General features: G+C 64.8%; 18 protein-coding genes. All 18 read left to right on the top strand.

All coding sequences use genetic code 11. The features are described from left to right. The first annotated feature begins 118 nt into the window (after positions 1-118). The 18 genes from V8J83_RS06245 (at position 119) to V8J83_RS06160 (ending at position 18,287) form a co-directional block, all read left to right on the top strand. Positions 119-619, top strand: a complete 501-nt coding sequence (locus tag V8J83_RS06245) for a hypothetical protein (protein ID WP_339984574.1) — start codon at positions 119-121, stop codon at positions 617-619. After that, positions 616-1,377, top strand: a complete 762-nt coding sequence (locus V8J83_RS06240) for a hypothetical protein (protein WP_339984573.1) — start codon at positions 616-618, stop codon at positions 1,375-1,377. The genes V8J83_RS06245 and V8J83_RS06240 overlap by 4 nt, the downstream gene beginning before the upstream one ends. A 155-nt stretch (positions 1,378-1,532) precedes the next feature. After that, entirely contained in the window at positions 1,533-2,699 is a 1,167-nt protein-coding gene (gene ftsW, locus V8J83_RS06235; RefSeq protein WP_339984571.1) for a putative lipid II flippase FtsW, read from the top strand. A 3-nt stretch (positions 2,700-2,702) separates the two neighbouring features. Further along, positions 2,703-3,797: a UDP-N-acetylglucosamine--N-acetylmuramyl-(pentapeptide) pyrophosphoryl-undecaprenol N-acetylglucosamine transferase gene (locus V8J83_RS06230; protein ID WP_339984570.1), complete on the top strand. Its 1,095-nt coding sequence runs from the start codon at positions 2,703-2,705 to the stop codon at positions 3,795-3,797. A 15-nt stretch (positions 3,798-3,812) separates the two neighbouring features. Next, positions 3,813-5,237 carry a UDP-N-acetylmuramate--L-alanine ligase gene (gene murC / locus V8J83_RS06225; protein WP_339984569.1) on the top strand — a complete coding sequence of 475 codons (1,425 nt, stop codon included), beginning with the start codon at positions 3,813-3,815 and terminating at the stop codon, positions 5,235-5,237. Positions 5,238-5,271: 34 nt separating this feature from the next. Further along, positions 5,272-5,610 carry a hypothetical protein gene (locus tag V8J83_RS06220; protein ID WP_339984568.1) on the top strand — a complete coding sequence of 113 codons (339 nt, stop codon included), beginning with the start codon at positions 5,272-5,274 and terminating at the stop codon, positions 5,608-5,610. Then, entirely contained in the window at positions 5,583-5,849 is a 267-nt protein-coding gene (locus V8J83_RS06215) for a DUF2484 family protein (RefSeq protein WP_339984567.1), read from the top strand. Before V8J83_RS06220 ends, V8J83_RS06215 begins: the two co-directional genes overlap by 28 nt. Continuing rightward, positions 5,849-6,118: a DUF2484 family protein gene (locus V8J83_RS06210; RefSeq protein ID WP_339984565.1), complete on the top strand. Its 270-nt coding sequence runs from the start codon at positions 5,849-5,851 to the stop codon at positions 6,116-6,118. The genes V8J83_RS06215 and V8J83_RS06210 overlap by 1 nt, the downstream gene beginning before the upstream one ends. Next, positions 6,118-6,405 carry a hypothetical protein gene (locus V8J83_RS06205; RefSeq protein WP_339984563.1) on the top strand — a complete coding sequence of 96 codons (288 nt, stop codon included), beginning with the start codon at positions 6,118-6,120 and terminating at the stop codon, positions 6,403-6,405. Before V8J83_RS06210 ends, V8J83_RS06205 begins: the two co-directional genes overlap by 1 nt. Further along, on the top strand, positions 6,402-7,334 hold the full coding sequence (gene murB, locus V8J83_RS06200) for a UDP-N-acetylmuramate dehydrogenase (RefSeq protein ID WP_339984560.1): 933 nt from the start codon (positions 6,402-6,404) through the stop codon (positions 7,332-7,334). Before V8J83_RS06205 ends, murB begins: the two co-directional genes overlap by 4 nt. A 78-nt stretch (positions 7,335-7,412) precedes the next feature. Beyond that, positions 7,413-8,363 (top strand): D-alanine--D-alanine ligase, encoded by a 951-nt coding sequence (locus V8J83_RS06195; RefSeq protein WP_339984558.1) that lies wholly within the window; start codon positions 7,413-7,415, stop codon positions 8,361-8,363. After that, positions 8,351-9,265 carry a cell division protein FtsQ/DivIB gene (locus V8J83_RS06190; protein ID WP_339984556.1) on the top strand — a complete coding sequence of 305 codons (915 nt, stop codon included), beginning with the start codon at positions 8,351-8,353 and terminating at the stop codon, positions 9,263-9,265. Before V8J83_RS06195 ends, V8J83_RS06190 begins: the two co-directional genes overlap by 13 nt. Then, positions 9,262-10,590, top strand: a complete 1,329-nt coding sequence (gene ftsA / locus V8J83_RS06185) for a cell division protein FtsA (protein WP_339984554.1) — start codon at positions 9,262-9,264, stop codon at positions 10,588-10,590. Before V8J83_RS06190 ends, ftsA begins: the two co-directional genes overlap by 4 nt. Before the next feature lie 189 nt (positions 10,591-10,779). After that, entirely contained in the window at positions 10,780-12,426 is a 1,647-nt protein-coding gene (gene ftsZ / locus V8J83_RS06180; RefSeq protein WP_339984552.1) for a cell division protein FtsZ, read from the top strand. Positions 12,427-12,703: 277 nt separating this feature from the next. Beyond that, positions 12,704-13,621, top strand: coding sequence for a UDP-3-O-acyl-N-acetylglucosamine deacetylase (gene lpxC, locus V8J83_RS06175; RefSeq protein ID WP_339984550.1), 918 nt, complete (start codon positions 12,704-12,706; stop codon positions 13,619-13,621). 150 nt (positions 13,622-13,771) lie between these two features. Continuing rightward, entirely contained in the window at positions 13,772-14,710 is a 939-nt protein-coding gene (locus V8J83_RS06170) for an outer membrane protein assembly factor BamD (RefSeq protein ID WP_339984547.1), read from the top strand. Positions 14,711-14,751: 41 nt separating this feature from the next. Continuing rightward, positions 14,752-16,413, top strand: coding sequence for a DNA repair protein RecN (gene recN / locus V8J83_RS06165; RefSeq protein ID WP_339984545.1), 1,662 nt, complete (start codon positions 14,752-14,754; stop codon positions 16,411-16,413). 185 nt (positions 16,414-16,598) lie between these two features. After that, positions 16,599-18,287, top strand: a complete 1,689-nt coding sequence (locus V8J83_RS06160) for a chloride channel protein (RefSeq protein WP_339984543.1) — start codon at positions 16,599-16,601, stop codon at positions 18,285-18,287. Positions 18,288-18,303 lie beyond the last annotated feature (16 nt).

The following is an 18,303-nucleotide window of genomic DNA, read 5'->3' as shown; positions in this document are numbered from 1 at the left end:
GGAGTCTCCCTCATATCGGGGCGGCGGCTGATGGGCGAAAAAGAGGTAATCCGGGCAAAACCACCGCATTTTCCAGACCCGGTCCGATTTTCTGACCTCTCCCGAAAGGAGGCCCATTATGACCATGAAATCTATCCATTCCGCCGCGATTATCTGTGCCCTGCTGAGCCTGCCTGCCGTTGCGCAAGCCACGCCGGGGGTTGTGATTGTGCCGCAGGGTGGGCTTGATCCCAACGGGTTTGAGCACCCTGGCACGGCGCAAAGCCCCAATCCATTCGGAGGGTTGCACATGGCCCATGAAACCGACGGGCTGGCCTATGCCTTCATCGGGGCCGAGCCGACGGTGGAGCGGGTGGAGCTTGTGGCGATGCCGGGCCTGTTCACCTGCGTAGAATTTTCGCAAGGCTCCAATCGCGACGTGCCGTGCGCGCATTACCTTTTCCCGGACGGTCGGACCGGCCCGCTCGGGATCGCGGACGAAACGAGGGGGACATTTGATTATTCCGTGGCACCCCGCATCGAAATCGACGTGATCAGTTCGATCAACGTCGCGAGCTGCATGGGAACGGCGGACGCCTGCCGCCAGACGGTGTATTTTCAGGTGGCGGACGGATCATGACGGACCGCGCACGCATGACACTCGTGGCCATGGTCGCTGCACTTTCAATGGCCCATCCCGTCTTGGCCGAAGACCCGCCCGTGACACCAAGCGAACCCGTCGTTCCCGGCCTGATCTTCGGGGCCATTGACCCGCCGGTCATCGGGCGTGAACGGCTGATCGTCGAGGTTTTGCCGCAGACCGGTGTTTGTATGCACCTCTTGGTGAATTTCGGGGACCCGTGCCCGATCATACGACTGCCTGACGGCACGGAACGGGCCGCAATGATCGTGGGCTTCCACCGCGCGGGTCCACTGACAATCGAGGTCGACCGCCTGACTTACGATTATGAAGGCTGGACCTATCGGGATTATGCCCCGCCGGCCTTTGAATACGTTGGGAGCACCGAATATCGGCAGTGGTCGCGTGAGGAATGGGGACCGTGCCCCCAAGATCTCTGCACCCTGCCACCGGCAAGGCCTGTGCATCCGGTTTATACGATCCCTTACCCGGAACAGGTGCAGCGGGAGTTCATCGACGTGGAATTGGTCAGCGATCAGGGCGTTTGTATTGCCCACAGCCTTCCGGAAAACGAGGAATTCGACTGCCATGAGGTACGTTTGCCGGAGGGAGAGGTCATTGCGCTTGATATCGGACCCCATCGGCGCTTCCCCATCGGGTCGATGCTTTACATGGAGCGGATCACCTACGCCGCGCCGCATCCGTTGTTTGACCATGACCGGTTCGAATTCTTGCCCTACGCGCGCCCGGGTGAATGACGGACCCCGCCCCTGGCCCGCCAATGCGGTCCGGGGGCGACACTTTCGCTAGCCAGTGCTGCTTTTTCAGGGTAAACTGATGCAATAGATCCGGGAAAACCCGGGCTTGAGCAGAATACGCGATGGCAAACATCGCAACGCAAGGCAGGCGACCCATGACGGAAATGGCGCACGGCACAGTTATTGTGCACACGGGCGACGCGGTTATTCCGCGCTGGTGGAGCACGATTGATCGGGTGACGATCGGGTGCATCTTCGGGTTGTTCGCGATCGGCATCCTTCTGGGCTTTGCGGCCTCGCCACCGCTGGCCGAGCGCAACGACCATGAACCGTTCCACTACGTGATCCGGCAGGCGGCCTTTGGGGGGCTTGCCCTGTTTGTGATGATCGTCGTGTCGATGATGACACCGACAAATGTGCGCCGATTGGGCGTGCTGGGTTTTTTCGGGGCGGTCGCGGCGGTGGCCCTGTTGCCGATATTCGGCACGGATTACGGGATGGGCGCGACGCGGTGGTATTCGCTTGGGTTTGCCTCGTTGCAGCCGTCGGAATTCCTCAAGCCGGTCTTCGTGGTCTTCACCGCCTGGATGATGGCGGCCAGTCAGGAGGTCGCCGGCCCGCCGGGCAAATCGGTGTCGCTTTTCGTGACCATCGTGCTTGTGGCGTTCCTTGCGATGCAGCCCGACTTTGGGCAGGCGGCGTTGATCATCTTTGCCTGGGGCGTGATCTATTTCGTGGCGGGCGCGCCTATGGTGATCCTTATGGGGCTGGCGGGGGTCGTGTTGGCGGTCGGGGTTTTGGCCTACAACTCCTCCGAGCACTTCCAGCGCCGCATCGACGGGTTCCTCAGCGATGAGGTCGGCGAGAATACGCAGCTTGGTTTTGCCACCGATGCGATCCGCGAGGGCGGTCTGTTCGGCACCGGTCTGGGCGAGGGGTCCGTGAAGTGGACGCTGCCCGATGCGCATACCGATTTCATCATTGCCGTCGCGGCCGAGGAATATGGCTTCGTACTGGTGGCTGTGATCATCGCGCTGTTTTTGACGATCACGCTGCGCAGCTACTTCCGTCTGATGAAAGAGCGTGATCCGTTTGCGCGGCTCGCGGGTACCGGGCTGGTCAGTCTGCTGGCGCTGCAGGCGTTTATCAACATGGGCGTGGCGGTGCGTTTGCTTCCCGCCAAGGGCATGACCTTGCCGTTCGTCAGCTACGGCGGCTCGTCCCTGATCGCGACGGGGATCGCGGTGGGTATGCTTCTGGTGTTCACACGGACCCGGCCGCAGGGCGATATCGCCGATCACCTTCTGACGAGGTCGCGGTAGGGCATGACGCAAAAGCACCTCATCATCGCGGCGGGCGGCACGGGCGGGCATATGTTCCCCGCGCAGGCCCTGTCCGAGGCGATGTTGCGCAATGGCTGGCGCGTGACGCTTTCCACGGATGCACGTGGCGCGCGTTATGTTGGCGGGTTTTCCCATGCGGTCGAGATCCGGCAGGTGTCGAGTGCGACCTTCACTCGGGGTGGCGTGCTGGCCAAACTGGCCGTGCCGTTTCGTATCTTCGGCGGCGTGGCGACAGCGACCTGGCGGATGTGGCGCGAAAAGCCCGACGTTGTGGTGGGCTTCGGCGGCTATCCGACGATCCCGGCCATGGCGGCGGCGGTTCTGACGCGCAGGCCGCGTATGTTGCATGAACAAAACGGCGTTCTGGGCCGGGTGAACGGGCTGTTTGCCAAGCGGGTGATGCATGTCGCCTGCGGCACCTGGCCAACGGAGGTGCCCGAGGGCACGGATGCGCGCGATGTGGGCAACCCGGTGCGCGCCGGGATCGTCGAGCGTGCAGGCGCGCCCTATACGCCGCCCGGCGATTGGCCAATGAACCTTCTGGTATTCGGCGGCAGCCAAGGCGCGCGCATCCTGTCGGATGTGGTGCCCGCGGCAGTGGCGCTTTTGCCCGAGGGCATGCGCCATCATTTGCGGATCAGCCAACAGGCCCGCGAAGAGGACCTCGACCGCGTCCGCGCCGCCTATGACGCGATGGGGCTGCGCGCCGAGGTCGAGACCTTTCTGCACGACATGCCCACGCGACTGGCCGAGGCGCAGCTTGTGATCTGCCGCTCGGGCGCATCTTCCGTGGCCGATATCTGCGTCGTGGGGCGACCGGCGATCTATGTGCCCTACGCGGCGGCTGTGCGCGATGAACAAACCGCCAATGCGCGCGGCGCGGTCGATGCCGGAGCCGCCGCCCTGATGCCCGAAAGCAAACTCACACCCGAGGCCTTGGCCGAGGTGATACAATCCATCCTGACACAACCCGAAGCCGCGACGCGCATGGCCATCGCGGCCCTGTCCGTCGGCAAGCCGGACGCCACGGAACGGCTGGTTGCACTTGTCGAAAAACTCGCCGAAGAGCGCGCCTGAAAAAGGAACAGACCCATGAACGCCGCCGCCACGAAACTGCCCACGCAACTTGGACCGATCCACTTTGTCGGCATCGGCGGGATCGGTATGTCGGGGATTGCGGAGGTGCTTTTGAACCACGGCTATCAGGTGCAGGGATCGGACCTGAAGCCGTCGAAGATCACCGAACGCTTGCGCGATCTGGGGGCGCAGATCTTCATCGGGCAGAAGGCCGAAAACCTTGAAAACGCCGAGGTTGTGGTGGTCTCCAGCGCGATCAAGCCGGGCAACGCGGAACTGGACGCTGCGCGGCTTAGGGGCCTGCCGGTGGTGCGCCGGGCCGAGATGCTGGCCGAGTTGATGCGCCTGCGGTCGAACATCGCTGTGGCAGGGACACATGGCAAGACGACGACCACGACGATGGTGGCGACGCTGCTGGATCATGGCGGCATGGATCCGACGGTGATCAACGGCGGGATCATCCATGCCTATGGCTCCAACGCGCGGGTCGGGCAGGGCGATTGGATGGTCGTCGAGGCCGATGAAAGCGATGGCACGTTCAACCGCTTGCCCGCCACGATTGCAATCGTGACCAACATCGACCCCGAGCATATGGAGCATTGGGGCACCGAGGAGAACCTGCACCAGGGGTTCCTCGATTTCGTCTCGAACATTCCGTTCTACGGCGTGGCCGTGTGCTGCACCGATGACCCCGATGTGCAGACGCTGGTGGGCCGGATCACCGATCGCCGCGTGGTGACCTTCGGGTTCAACGCGCAGGCCGACGTGCGGGCGACGAACCTGACCTACAAGGGGGGCGTGGCGCATTTCGACATCGCGTTGCAGGGCGATGATATGGTGATCGAGGGCTGCCGCCTGCCGATGCCGGGAAATCACAACGTTTCCAACGCTTTGGCCGCCGTTGCGGTGGCGCGCCATCTGGGCATGAAGGGCCGCGAGATCCGCGAAGCGCTGGCCGGGTTCAAGGGCGTGAACCGGCGTTTCACCAAGGTGGGCGAGGTCGGCGGGATCACCGTGATCGACGATTACGGCCATCACCCGGTCGAGATAGCCGCCGTTTTGACAGCTGCGCGCCAGGCCAGCGAAGGCCGCGTGATCGCGGTGCATCAACCGCACCGCTACAGCCGCCTGCACAGCCTGTTCGAAGAGTTCTGCGGCTGCTTTTCCGAGGCCGACGTGGTTGCCATCGGCGAGGTTTACGCCGCCGGTGAGGACCCAATCGAGGGCGCAAGCCGCGATGATCTGGTCGCCGGCATGATCCGGCACGGGCACCGTCATGCTTGTGCCATAATGGACGAGGATGATCTTGAGCGGCTTGTGCGCGAAGAGGCACGGCCCGGCGACATGGTCGTCTGTCTGGGCGCGGGCACGATCAGTGCCTGGGCAAATGGCTTGCCGGAACGCTTGAAGGATTTGGACAAGAAGGTGGTTGGCGGATGATCGCGAATTTCTCTCTCGGGACGGTCGGCCCATGATGTCCGGGCCAGGTTTTGTCATCGCGGGCATGGTCGCCCTGGGCCTGCTGGCCTTTGTCCTGTCGCGCCGGTTTGGCGCACGCGCGGGCTGGTTCATGGTGGGCTGCGTGGCCTTGCTGAACGTGCCCAACATCGTGGGCTTTCTGGTTTTTCGGGCCAGCTCCACCGGACCCGGCCCAGGCACCGAAGTGGAGGCCTATGCCGTGCCGGATGCCTCGGCGTTTGGTTTTGTAGACTTTACGGCGAGCGCCGCCCCGGCCTTTGCCGTCGCCACCCTTGTCGCGACCGCGCTTGGCGCGACCGTGGGGGCATGGCGCCGGGTGGCGCGGCCCGCATGAGCGCGGCGTTGATCCTGGCAAGCGTTTGGGTCCTGGCCTCGGCCATCACCGCGATGCTGCCCTACCGGATGCAATTCCCGCCGGGCATCGCGCTTCTGTTCCTGTCCGTGCCGCTGCTGATCTTCATCGGCATCAGCCATGGTTTCATCTGGGTTGGGCTGTTTCTGTTTGCGGTGGCCTCGATGTTCCGTAATCCGCTGATCTATTTTGCGAAACGCCTGATGGGGCGGCCCACCTGATGCCGGTGTCGTTGATCCTCGCGTGCCTTTGGGCGTTGATCGCTTGCGCGGCTGGCATGGGGCCACGGCGGTTCCATATTCCGGCGGCCTGGGTGTTGATCCTGACGGGCATCCCGCTTTTGGGCTTTGTCACCTATCAGGCCGGTCCGGTCTGGGGCCTTGTTCTGTTATGCGCTGGCGCCTCGGTGCTGCGGTGGCCGCTCATCCGGCTTGGCCAACGCATCCGCCGCGCGCTGTTTCCGCCGCGGATAGAGGATGAGCGGCAGTGATGGATCAGGCCATTCTGTTCACCGGCTTCGCCACCATGGCGGGCGTTCTGGCGGGCTACATCGCGGCTCGGATCGGCCGAAAGAGCCATGTGATGGCGCTTTGGGGGATCGCGGCGCTGGCCGTGATCCTCTACCCGATCTGGCTTGATCGCGGCGTCGGATCGAAGATACCGGGCGCACCGACGGTGTTGTATTTCGGACTAATTCCCTTTGCGATGGGGGTTCTCGCAGGCAGCGTCTCGGGCGCGGTGATGCGCGCCGTTTTCGCGCGGGGCGACCGGACGTGACGCAGCCGCTGCCGCACCCACGTGGCCGGCTGACGCCGAACCGCGATCTGTCGGGATTGACGTGGTTGCGGGTCGGGGGACCGGCGGAATGGCTGTTCCAGCCCGCCGATGAAGATGATTTGAGCGATTTTTTGTCGGCGCTGGACCGCGATATCCCGGTGTTCGCAATGGGCGTGGGCTCGAACCTGATCGTGCGGGACGGCGGTTTGCCCGGCGTCACGATCAAGCTGGGACGCCCGTTCATGGATGTGGCCGTCGACAGCGACACCGTGACCGCGGGGGCGGCCGCGCTGGACGCGCGAGTGGCCAAGGCGGCGGCCGACGCGGGCATCGATCTGACGTTCCTGCGCACGATCCCGGGCTCGCTCGGCGGCGCGCTCAAGATGAATGCCGGCTGCTACGGCAGCTATGTCGCGGATCATTTCGTCTCGGCCAACGCGGTCCTGCGCGATGGCACGCGGATCACGCTTGGCGCGCAGGACATCAAGTTTGCCTACCGGCAGACGGACCTGCCCGAGGGCGCGGTCATCACCAGCGTGACCTTGCGCGGGGATCACGCCGAGCCCGACACCCTCCACGCCCGGATGACCGACCAACTGGCCAAGCGTGATGCGACCCAACCCACCAAGGAGCTGACGGCAGGCTCGACCTTTCGAAATCCCGCGGGCTTCAGCTCGACCGGGCAGGCCGATGATACCCATGAGCTCAAGGCCTGGAAGGTGATTGACGAGGCGGGCATGCGCGGGGCCACGCGGGGCGGCGCGCAGATGTCGCAGATGCATTCCAACTTCCTCGTTAACAAGGGTGGCGCAACTGCCGCAGACCTCGAAGGATTGGGCGAAGAGGTCAGAAAAAGGGTGTACGCGTCGCACGGCATCGAATTAGAATGGGAAATCATGCGCGTGGGCAAACCCGCGCAGGATATATAAGAGCAAGGGTCCGCGAAAAATCGCGGGCAAAACCGACCCGGCGGGCACGTATCCAACGGGCAATTTGAGGACCAGGCGGTGGCAGGGCAGAGCAGCCTCCCCTCCCGTGTCGTTGTTTTGATGGGTGGCCCCTCTGCCGAGCGCGAGGTGTCGCTGAGCACCGGAGCAGGGTGCGCCGAAGCGCTACGCGGAGAAGGCTTTGACGTGATCGAACTTGATCCCGGCCCCTTTGGGTCGGGCGAGGATCTGTGCGCCAAGCTGCGCGCCGCGAAGCCCGACGTCGTTTTCAACGCATTGCATGGACGCTGGGGCGAAGATGGCTGCGTGCAGGGCCTGCTGGAATGGATGCGCCTGCCGTACACGCATTCCGGCGTGCTGGCCTCGGCCATCGCGATGGACAAGACCCGCGCCAAGGATGTGTATCGTCGCCACGCGCTTCCGGTGGCCGACAGTCTGATCTGCGCCAAGGCCGACGTGTCGGCGCGCCACGTGATGACGCCGCCCTATGTGGTCAAGCCCAACAACGAAGGCTCGTCGGTCGGCGTCTACCTTGTGAACGAGGTGGCGAACGGCCCGCCCAAGCTTGACGATCATATGCCGCAAGAGGTGCTGGTCGAGCAATTCGCACCGGGCCGCGAGCTGACCTGTTCGGTGCTTGGCGACGGCCCGAACGACCCCGGTGCGCTGACCGTGACCGACATCATCACCGACGGCTGGTACGATTACGACGCGAAGTACAAGCCCGGCGGATCGCGCCATGAGGTGCCTGCGAACGTGCCGTCCGAGATTTTCGACGCCTGCATGGATATGGCCATTCGCGCGCATACCGCGCTGGGATGCCGGGGCGTGAGCCGCACCGATTTCCGCTGGGACGAGGGCAAGGGGCTCGACGGCCTGATCGTGTTGGAAACGAATACGCAACCCGGCATGACGCCGACCTCGCTGACGCCGGAGCAGGCCGAGGCGCGGGGACTGAGTTTCGGCGCGTTGTGCCGTTGGTTGGTGGAGGATGCCACATGCGACCGTTGATTGCCCGCCGTCCCGCGGCGCTTCCTGCAGCACCGCTTGATCCGGCGCCGTCGCGGCTGAGCTACCGGGCGCAGCGTCTGTGGCTGACGCCGTTGTTTCGCCGGGCGCTCAATATCGGGGTGCCGCTGCTGATCCTGTGCGCCGCGATCACCTGGTATCTGAGCGATGAAGCGCGGGTGACGAGCCTTGTGGATGCGGCCTCCGAGATCCGGCGCGAGGTCGAGAACAGGCCAGAGTTCCGCGTCAACGTGCTTGGCATCGACGGTGCAAGCGAGGGAGTAACAGAAGAGGTCCGGGCCGCACTGGCGCTCGATCTGCCGATGTCGTCCTTCGATCTCGACCTTGAGGAATTGCGTGGTCGACTGGAGGCCTTGCCCGCCGTGCGCACTGCGGATTTGCGGGTGCAGGCGGGCGGATATCTGGCCGTGCGCATCGACGAACGCGTGCCCGCGGCGCTTTGGCTGACCCATGAGGGCTTGGCGATCATCGACCGCGAGGGGCATTTCATCGCCGGGTTCGGCCAATATGAGCTTGATCGCCCGCTGCCGTTGCTGGCCGGACAGGGGGCCGATCTGGCCGTGGAGGAAGCGCTGGCGCTGGTGGAGGCGGCCGCGCCCCTTGGCGAACGCCTGCACGGCCTGGTGCGGATGGGCGAGCGGCGCTGGGACGTGGTTCTGACCAATGACAGCCGGATCATGCTGCCGGAAACCGGCGCGCGCGGGGCCTTTGACCGGGTGCTGGCGCTGCACGATGTCGGCGAGATCCTGTCGCGCGATCTGCTCAGTGTGGACCTGCGCAATCCGGGCCGCCTGACGGTGCGCCTGTCCGACAGTGCAATGGAAGAGTTTCGCCGCATCCGTGGGCTTGTGGCGAGCGGGACGAGTGGAGAGAACCAGGGATGACGTTGCTTTATCAGACGCAGCGGGCGATGCGCGCCAAGCGGACCGAAGCCATGCGGCGCGGCGTCATTGCCGTGCTCGACATCGGCACCTTCAAGGTTGCCTGCCTGGTGCTGCGCTTCGACGGTGCAGAGGTCGAGGAGGAGGGCATCGGCGCGATGGCCGGGCAATCGGCCTTTCGCGTGATCGGCGCCGCCACGACGCGCTCGCGCGGGGTGAAATTCGGTGAGATTGACACCGTGCACGAGACCGAGCGCGCGATCCGCACCGCCGTCCAGGCGGCCCAGAAGATGGCCAACGCGCGCGTCGATCATGTGATCGTGTCCCTGTCGGGCGCGCGTCCGCGCAGTTATGGCCTGACCGGGGAAGTCGATATTCAGACCGGCACCGTCGAGGATCAGGACATCGGCCGCGTCCTGTCGATGTGCGACATGCCCGATATCGGGCCGGGCCGTGAAGTGCTGCATGCGCAGCCGGTGAACTTTTCGCTCGATCACCGCACCGGCCTCGGCGATCCGCGCGGGCATGTGGGCAACAAGCTGGCCTGTGACATGCACCTACTGACGGTGGATGCCGCCGCGATCGAGATGCTTCTGCATTGCGTGAAACGCTGCGACCTGGAACTGGCCGGTGTTGCCAGCGCGCCCTACGTGGCCGCGATGTCGTCGCTGGTTGAGGACGAGCAGGAGCTTGGCGCCGCCTGTATCGACCTTGGGGCAGGGGCCACGTCGCTGTCGATTTTCATGAAGAAGCACATGATCTTCGCCGATACCGTCCGCATGGGCGGCGCGCATGTGACCCGCGACATTTCGCAAGGGCTCCAAATCCCGATGGATGATGCCGAACGGATCAAGACCAAGTTCGGCGGGCTGATGGCCACGGGCCTCGACGATCGCGAAATCATCGAGCTGGAAGGGCAGACCGGCGATTGGCACCACGATCGCCGCACCGTCAGCCGCGCCGAATTGATCGGCGTGATGCGTCCGCGCGTAGAGGAAATCCTCGAAGAGGTGCGCGCACGTCTGGATGCGGCAGGATTCGAACATCTGCCCTCGCAGCGCATCGTTTTGACCGGCGGCAGTGCGCAGATCCCAGGCCTCGACGGGTTGGCCAGCCGCATTCTCGGCAACCAGGTGCGCCTTGGGCGCCCGATGCGCGTGGCGGGCCTGCCGCAATCGGCCTACGGCTCGGCGTTTGCGGCTTGTGTGGGGCTGTCGCTGTTTGCGGCGTCGCCTCAGGACGAGTGGTGGGATTTCGATTTGCCCGCCGACCGATTGCCCGCGCGATCCGTGCGTCGGGCCATGAAGTGGTTCCGCGACAACTGGTAGCCCCTTCATCTGGGGTGTATACGCTAAATCGCCCGTGTTCTCGTCACAAAGTGGCCATATTTCGCCCATTGGGGGTATTTTCCACGTGACGCCCGCGCCGCGACTCGGTAGTCTTGCGCGCAATAAACGAGGCAGCACGGTGATCCGGCGGAAGACCGGGGCCAGGATAGAAACAGGCGGACAGTACCTATGACACTTAATCTTACCATGCCCGACGCGCAGCCCGAGTTGAAACCGCGCATTACCGTTTTCGGGGTCGGCGGAGCCGGCGGAAACGCGGTCAACAACATGATCGACCAGCAGCTGGACGGTTGCGAATTCGTGGTCGCCAACACCGACGCTCAGGCGCTGAGCCAGAGCCGTGCGCACAGCCGCATCCAGATGGGCGCACGCGTCACCGAAGGCCTGGGCGCCGGCGCCCGGCCCGCCGTTGGTGCAAGTGCCGCCGAGGAAAGCATCGAGGAAATCGTTGATCACCTGGCGGGCGCACATATGTGCTTCATCACTGCCGGGATGGGCGGCGGCACCGGAACCGGTGCGGCCCCGATCATCGCGCAGGCCGCGCGGGAACTTGGCGTTCTGACCGTAGGGGTGGTGACCAAGCCGTTCCAGTTCGAAGGCAACAAGCGCATGAAGCAGGCCGATGACGGGATCGAATCCCTTCAGAAGGTCGTTGACACGCTGATCATCATTCCGAACCAGAACCTGTTCCGGCTCGCCAACGAAAAGACCACCTTCACCGAAGCCTTCGCGCTTGCCGACGATGTGCTTTACCAGGGTGTGAAGGGTGTGACGGACCTTATGGTACGCCCGGGCCTGATCAACCTCGACTTCGCCGACGTGCGCGCGGTGATGAACGAAATGGGCAAGGCCATGATGGGTACAGGCGAGGCCGAGGGCGAAAATCGCGCCTTGGGTGCCGCCGAAAAGGCCATCGCCAACCCGCTTCTGGACGAGATCAGTCTGAAAGGCGCGAAAGGTGTTTTGATCAATGTCACCGGTGGCTACGATCTGACCCTGTTCGAGCTGGACGAGGCCGCCAACCGCATCCGTGAGGAAGTGGATCAGGAAGCCAACATCATCGTCGGCTCCACCCTCGACACCGACATGGAAGGCCAAATGCGCGTGAGCGTCGTGGCAACCGGCATCGACGCTGCCGAACGGCAGGAAGCGGCCCCGCTCCCGGCGCGCCACATGGCGGCCGCTGCGGTTGCCGCCCCCGAGGTTGAGGCGCAGGCAGAAGCGCCTGCCGCATCGGATCTGGTGGCGGAAGAGGGTGGCGCGGACGCCGGCACCGAGCCTTCGCTCTTCGAAGGGTTCGACGCAGCAGCAGCGGCGACCGACGCGCCCGAAGTTGCGGCCTCCGATGATGTCCCGCCGCCAGCCTACCGGCCCGCGCCGGTTCCGGCACCCGCGCCGCAGCCAGCGCCGGTCCTGAATCAGGCGCCGATGCGCGCCGCCCCGGTGGCGCATGCCGCCGAGCAACCGCAACATGGCTACCTGGCGCCGAAGCCCGCCGCCGCCGCTGGCTCGCCCACGCCCGAGGCGCTGGCCCGTCTGCGCGCTGCGATCCAACGCGACCTTCCGCGCGGCGAGGCAGAAGTGACGCCCCCGTCGCAGGAACCCAAGCGTGGGTTCGGGATTAATTCCCTGATCAACCGGATGACCGGCAGCGCCGATGACGGCCCCGCCCCGGTGGAGCGTCGTCAGCCCACAATGCAGGCCGCACCGCCCCCCGTCGCGCCGCAGCAACCGAGCGCTGCGGATGACGGGATTGTGGATCCGGATCAGGAACGCATCGAAATCCCCGCCTTTTTGCGCCGACAGGCCAATTGAACGGGTCACAAACAACAAGAAAGGGTCGGCCACGCGCCGGCCTTTTTTTATGCCTTATCAACCGCTTGGCGCACGCCATTAACACTGCAGGCAAGAATTCGCCGACACTTTGAGGCATTGTTGCAGCGCGTCATAAAGCTTGAATTGCGCCTGGCGCGCCCCCCCGATAGGCCGTTCAATAGCGGAAAGGTGTTGCGTCACCTTCGCCGCGATGTCGCAGAGCACGCACAAGAAATGGGTGCCGCGATACCATTGGGACAGTAAGGCAGGCGAACTCATGCAGGCGACACTCCGCAAGAAGGTAGCGTTCAACGGCGTTGGCCTCCACCTCGGGCAAAGCGCCTCGGTCAGTATCCTTCCGCAATCCATCAATGTCGGTATCTGGTTCCGCCGGACCGACCTTGACGATGCGCCGATGATCCCCGCGCGCTACAATCTTGTGCCCGAAAGCCGCCTTTGCACGCGTCTGGTCGCCGAAGACGGGACCGAGGTTTCGACCATCGAACACATCATGGCGGCGCTGGTGGGCTGTGGCATCCATAACGCGCTGGTCGAAGTGGATGGGCCGGAACTTCCGATCCTCGACGGCTCGGCCGCCCCGTTTGTGCGCGGTATCCTGGATGCAGGCATTCAACGGCAATCCGCGCCGATCCACGCGCTTGAAGTGCTGAAGCCCGTTCGGGTGGAGGACGGCGACGCCTGGGCCGAGCTTGAGCCCGCGCCGGGCCTCGAGATGGACTACACAATCAATTTCGTCGATGCTGCGATCGGCTATCAACGCCGCTTCGAAAGGCTGGCCAATGGCCGCTTCGTGCGCGAGCTCTGCGACAGTCGCACTTTCTGCCGCCGCGCCGATGTCGATATGATGCGCCAAGCGGGGTTGGCGCTTGGCGGCACTTATGAAAACGCGGTCGTCGTGGATGGCGACACTGTGCTCAGCCCTGGCGGATTCCGCCATGCGGATGAAGCGGTGCGCCACAAGATGCTCGACGCGCTCGGCGACCTGGCTTTGGCCGGCGCGCCGATCCTGGGGCGCTATATCGGCGTGCGTTCGGGCCATATGTTGACCAACAAATTGCTGCGCGCGCTCTTCGCGACGCCGGGTGCCGTGCGTCTGGTTGAGTGCTCCGCGGACCAGGCCGCCAGCCTGCCGGGCGTCGGCGTGAAGACCCGCGATCTGGCCGAGGTCGCCTGACCCGGTCTTGCACGCATCCTTGATCCGCTGGGGTGGATCGGGGATTTTGCACACAAAAGGAATGTGCTAGAGCTTGCGCGATTGGCCTCGAAAGGGGCGATTTGGAATTGATGCGCCGGGTCTGGGCGCTTTGTTTTTGGGGTCGTCTGCATGAATACCACCCGTATCCGTCTCTCCGGTGCAGCACTTGCGCTGACACTCGTTCTGGCGGGCTGCGGCGGTGGCGGCCTTTTGGGCGGCGGCGGTGGCGGCGGTGGCCTGTTCGGCGGCGGCGGTGGTGGCCTTTTTGGTGGCGGCGGCGGCGAGCGCGGCGGGTTCTTTGCCAGCCGCAGTGCAAACCTTCCACTCGAAGAACTGGACGCCGAAACGATTTACCAGCAGGCTGAGTTTGAACTTGATCGCGGCAATTTCGATGAGGCGGCCGGGCTGTTCATCGAGGTCGAGCGCCTGCATCCCTATTCGCAATGGGCCGAGCGGGGCCTGATCATGGCGGCGTTTTCCTACCATGAGGATGGCGATTACGAATCCGCCCGTGTCGCGGCGCAGCGCTACCTGGACTTCTACCCGGGCAACGAAGACGCCGCTTACGCGCAATACCTTCTCGCGCTGAGCTATTACGATCAAATCGATCAGGTCGGCCGCGATCAAGGCGTGACCTACCAGGCGCTTCAAGCCCTGCGCGTGGTCATCGAACGCTACCCCGACAGCGAATACACCCAGGATGCGATCCTGCGCTTCGATCTGGCCTTCGACCATCTGGCGGGCAAGGAGATGGAGGTCGGGCGCTTCTACCTGCGGCGTGAGCATTACACATCGGCCATCAACCGGTTCCGCGTCGTGGTCGAGGAATTCCAGACCACATCGCACACGCCCGAAGCTCTGCTGCGGCTGGTCGAGGCCTACCTCGCCCTTGGCCTCACCGACGAGGCGCAGACCGCGGGCGCGATCCTTGGCTACAACTTCCAATCCTCGCCGTTTTATGACGATGCATTCCGGCAATTGACCGGGCAGGGCCTGTCACTTGAGGCGGCCGGAGAGAACTGGTTGCGCGAAGTCTGGCAGCAGACGGTTCGGGGCGATTGGCTGTAATGTGCAAGCGGTGGGGGCAGCCCCACCCGACGGGCTGACCCATGCTGCGCCATCTCGACATACGTGACATGTTGATCATCGACCGGCTGGAACTTGCGTTTCAGCCCGGCCTCAACGTGCTGACCGGGGAAACCGGGGCGGGCAAGTCGATCCTGCTCGACTCGTTGGGGTTTGTCTTGGGCTGGCGTGGGCGCGCCGATCTGGTGCGCAGCGGGGCCGAGCAGGGCGAAGTGGTGGCCGTGTTCGACCTGTCCCCCGGCCACCCCACGCGCGCTGTGTTGGAGGAGGCCGGATTGCCGGTGTCCGACGAATTGATCCTGCGCCGCATCAACACACCCGAGGGCCGCAAGACCGCCTGGGTCAACGACCGCCGTGCTTCGGGTGAGGTTCTGCGCGCTCTGTCCGATTGCCTTGTCGAGCTGCATGGGCAGCAGGATGACAAGGGCCTGCTTGATCCGAAAAACCACCGCGCGATGCTGGACGATTTTGGCGGGCTCGACCCGTTGCGCGCCAAGGTTGCCGCCGCGTGGCGCGACAGGGCCGCCGCCGCAAAGGCACTGACCGCCGCCGAGGTACGCCTGGCCGAAATGCGCGCAGAGGAGGAATTTCTGCGTCATTCGGTGGCCGAATTGGACAAGCTTGCCCCGCTCGAAGGCGAGGAGGCCGAACTCGATACCCGCCGCCGCCTCATGCAGGGCGCGGAAAAGATGCGCGAAGATGTGGCCCGCGCCATTGACGGGCTTGGCTTGAACGGGGCCGAAGGTGCGATCGTCGATGCGCAGCGTTGGCTCGACGGGGTCGTCGATCAGGCCGAGGGCAAGCTGGAAGGCCCACTGGCCGCCCTTGAGCGCGCGATGGTGGAACTGGGCGACGCGCAGGCCGGTGTCGCGGCCTTTGCCGAACGGTTGGAATTCAACCCGTCTGAATTGGAAATGGTCGAAGAACGCCTGTTCGCCCTGCGCGGTCTGGCCCGCAAACACAACGTGTTGGCCGATGAGCTGGCCGTTTTGGCCAAGGCCTTGTCCAGGCGTCTTGCGGCCCTCGATGGCGGCGAAGCGGAGCTGGGGGATTTGCAGGCCCGCCTGACCGCCGCCGAAGCTGCCTTCGCGGATGTCGCCGAGCAGCTCAGCGCCAAGCGCGCCGCGGCGGCCAGCAAACTCGACAAAGCCATGGCCGTCGAATTGGCCCCCCTGAAGATGGAGCGCGCGGTGTTCGAGACCCGGCGCGACGCCGCGCCCGCCGGTCCCGACGGCATCGACGCGATCACCTTCACCGTCGCCACCAACCCTGGCGCCCCGGCCGGCGCGTTGAACCGGATCGCGTCGGGCGGCGAGCTGTCGCGGTTCCTACTGGCGCTCAAGGTCTGTCTGACGGCGGATGCCACGGGCCTGACGATGATCTTCGACGAGATCGACCGCGGCGTGGGTGGAGCCACCGCCGATGCCGTCGGTCGTCGCCTATCGTCGCTTGCCGCCGAGGGGCAGGTGCTGGTCGTCACCCACTCGCCGCAGGTGGCGGCCCTGGGCGCGCATCACTGGCAGGTGGCGAAATCGGTCGAGAAGGGCGTCACCTTCAGCCGCGTGGTGCCGTTGTCCGATGAAGAGCGTGTCGACGAGGTGGCCCGCATGGTCGCCGGCGACACGATCACCGACGCCGCCCGGGACGCCGCACGCGCGCTTTTGGGCGGGGCCACGGCAGGCTAGGGCGCGCTTCACCGGCGCCGGGCCGTACGCCGGAAACGCTGAATTGCAGAGATGCCGGGTTTTCAAAGCCTTGGCCCTCGTCTACCACTTGAGGCCTGTCCCCGGACAATGGCAGGTCGCGGGATGCCGGGCCCGGGCAACCCATTCGGACGCCGTCACCGCGCCAAACAGAAAGCGAGCCCACCGTGGCCGAACCGACGCGCGGATATCTCCAACAGCAGGCCCACCGGGCGGCTGTGGGCGCGCGCGGGGCCTGGGCGCTTCTGCTGGAAAAGGGCCCAAGCCAGTTCCAGTTCTGGCTGATCGCCTTGATCATCGGCGTTCTGGCGGGCTTTGCCGCATTGCTGTTCCGCAAAGGCATCTCGTGGTTGCAAACCACGCTTTACGGGGTCGAGGACGTGCGCATGCTGCACTCCTTCGCCGAAAGCCTGCCGTGGTGGATGATCCTGATCATCCCGGTCTGCGGCGGACTGGTCGTTGGCCTCATCTTGCACCGTTTCACCCCCGACGGACGCGTGCGCTCGGTCGCCGACGTGATCGAGGGCGCGGCCCTGAACGATGGCCGGGTGGAGGGGCGCGCGGGCCTGGCCTCGGCGCTGGCGTCGCTGATCACGCTTGGCTCCGGCGGGTCAAGCGGGCGGGAAGGGCCGGTGGTACACCTTGCCGCCGTGATCTCATCGAAGATTTCGATCTGGATCAAGGCGGACGGGATCACCGGGCGTGACCTTCTGGGCTGCGCCGTGGCCGCCGCCGTATCGGCAAGCTTCAATGCCCCCATCGCGGGCGCGATCTTTGCGCTGGAGGTCGTGCTGCGCCATTTTGCGGTACACGCCTTCGCCCCTATTGTCATCGCGAGCGCTGCGGGCACGATCATCAACCGGATCGAATTCGGCAACGTGACCGAATTCATGCTGGTCAACGACGAGATGCTGCAATTTTACGTCGAACTGCCCGCCTTCCTTCTGCTCGGCATCTTCAGCGGTTTCGTGGCCGTGTTGTTCATGCGCGGCACCTTCTGGGCCGAGGATATGGGCACCGCCCTGCAAAACCGGATCAACCTGCCGCGCTGGCTGCGTCCGGCGATTGCGGGGCTGTTGCTGGGGGGCATCGCAATCTGGTTCCCGCATATCATCGGCGTTGGCTACGAGACCACCTCCGCCGCGCTGACCGGGGAATTGCTGCTGTGGGAGGCGGTGGTTTTTGCAATCCTCAAGGCGATTGCGGCGGCCATCACCATTGCCGGGCGCATGGGGGGCGGGGTGTTCTCGCCGTCGCTGATGATCGGAGCGATCATGGGGCTGGCGTTTGGCCTGGTGGCCACCGGCATCTTCCCCGACGTCTCCGGTTCCGAGACGCTCTATGCGCTGGCGGGCATGGGCGCGGTCGCGGCGGCGGTTTTGGGCGCACCGATTTCAACGACGCTGATCGTGTTCGAACTCACCGGCGACTGGCAGACCGGGCTGGCCGTGATGGTCGCCGTGTCGATGTCCACGGCAATCTCTACCAAGATGGTGCACCGGTCCTTCTTCCTGACGCAGCTTGAACGCCGCAACATCCACCTCGCCGCGGGGCCGCAGGCCTACCTGCTCAGCATGTTCCGCGTCGGCAATGTGATGCGCCCGATGGCCCATGAAAACGCCGCCCCGCAGGACCGGCTCTTGACCCTGATCGAGCAGGGCATCTTCACCGACACCCAGTCGACGCTGGAAAGCGCCCTGCCGATCTTTGACCGTACCGGGCTCGACTTCATTCCGGTGGTGCAATTGTCTCCGCAAGGGGGCGCGCCGGCGGTGGAGGGGGCGCTGTTCCATGTCGATGCGCTCAAGGCCTACAATCGCGCGCTGGCGGCGACGGCTGCGGAAGAGCATTCCTGAACCATCCGGAAACACA

Source organism: Gymnodinialimonas ulvae (assembly GCF_037543845.1).
Classification (GTDB): Bacteria; Pseudomonadota; Alphaproteobacteria; order Rhodobacterales; family Rhodobacteraceae; genus Gymnodinialimonas; species Gymnodinialimonas ulvae.
The sequence above is the reverse complement of the archived record's forward strand: the minus strand, read 5'-3'. Positions and strand labels throughout refer to the sequence as shown.

Bases quoted from the DNA above. Each gene is read 5' to 3' on its own strand.
- V8J83_RS06205 (WP_339984563.1), top strand. From the start codon at position 6,118: ATGGATCAGGCCATTCTGTTCACCGGCTTCGCCACCATGGCGGGCGTT.
- V8J83_RS06190 (WP_339984556.1), top strand. From the start codon at position 8,351: ATGCGACCGTTGATTGCCCGCCGTCCCGCGGCGCTTCCTGCAGCACCG.
- ftsA (WP_339984554.1), top strand. From the start codon at position 9,262: ATGACGTTGCTTTATCAGACGCAGCGGGCGATGCGCGCCAAGCGGACC.
- V8J83_RS06220 (WP_339984568.1), top strand. From the start codon at position 5,272: ATGTCCGGGCCAGGTTTTGTCATCGCGGGCATGGTCGCCCTGGGCCTG.
- V8J83_RS06215 (WP_339984567.1), top strand. From the start codon at position 5,583: ATGGCGCCGGGTGGCGCGGCCCGCATGAGCGCGGCGTTGATCCTGGCA.
- V8J83_RS06240 (WP_339984573.1), top strand. From the start codon at position 616: ATGACGGACCGCGCACGCATGACACTCGTGGCCATGGTCGCTGCACTT.
- ftsZ (WP_339984552.1), top strand. From the start codon at position 10,780: ATGACACTTAATCTTACCATGCCCGACGCGCAGCCCGAGTTGAAACCG.
- lpxC (WP_339984550.1), top strand. From the start codon at position 12,704: ATGCAGGCGACACTCCGCAAGAAGGTAGCGTTCAACGGCGTTGGCCTC.
- recN (WP_339984545.1), top strand. From the start codon at position 14,752: ATGCTGCGCCATCTCGACATACGTGACATGTTGATCATCGACCGGCTG.
- V8J83_RS06210 (WP_339984565.1), top strand. From the start codon at position 5,849: ATGCCGGTGTCGTTGATCCTCGCGTGCCTTTGGGCGTTGATCGCTTGC.
- murC (WP_339984569.1), top strand. From the start codon at position 3,813: ATGAACGCCGCCGCCACGAAACTGCCCACGCAACTTGGACCGATCCAC.
- V8J83_RS06245 (WP_339984574.1), top strand. From the start codon at position 119: ATGACCATGAAATCTATCCATTCCGCCGCGATTATCTGTGCCCTGCTG.
- V8J83_RS06230 (WP_339984570.1), top strand. From the start codon at position 2,703: ATGACGCAAAAGCACCTCATCATCGCGGCGGGCGGCACGGGCGGGCAT.
- V8J83_RS06170 (WP_339984547.1), top strand. From the start codon at position 13,772: ATGAATACCACCCGTATCCGTCTCTCCGGTGCAGCACTTGCGCTGACA.
- ftsW (WP_339984571.1), top strand. From the start codon at position 1,533: ATGACGGAAATGGCGCACGGCACAGTTATTGTGCACACGGGCGACGCG.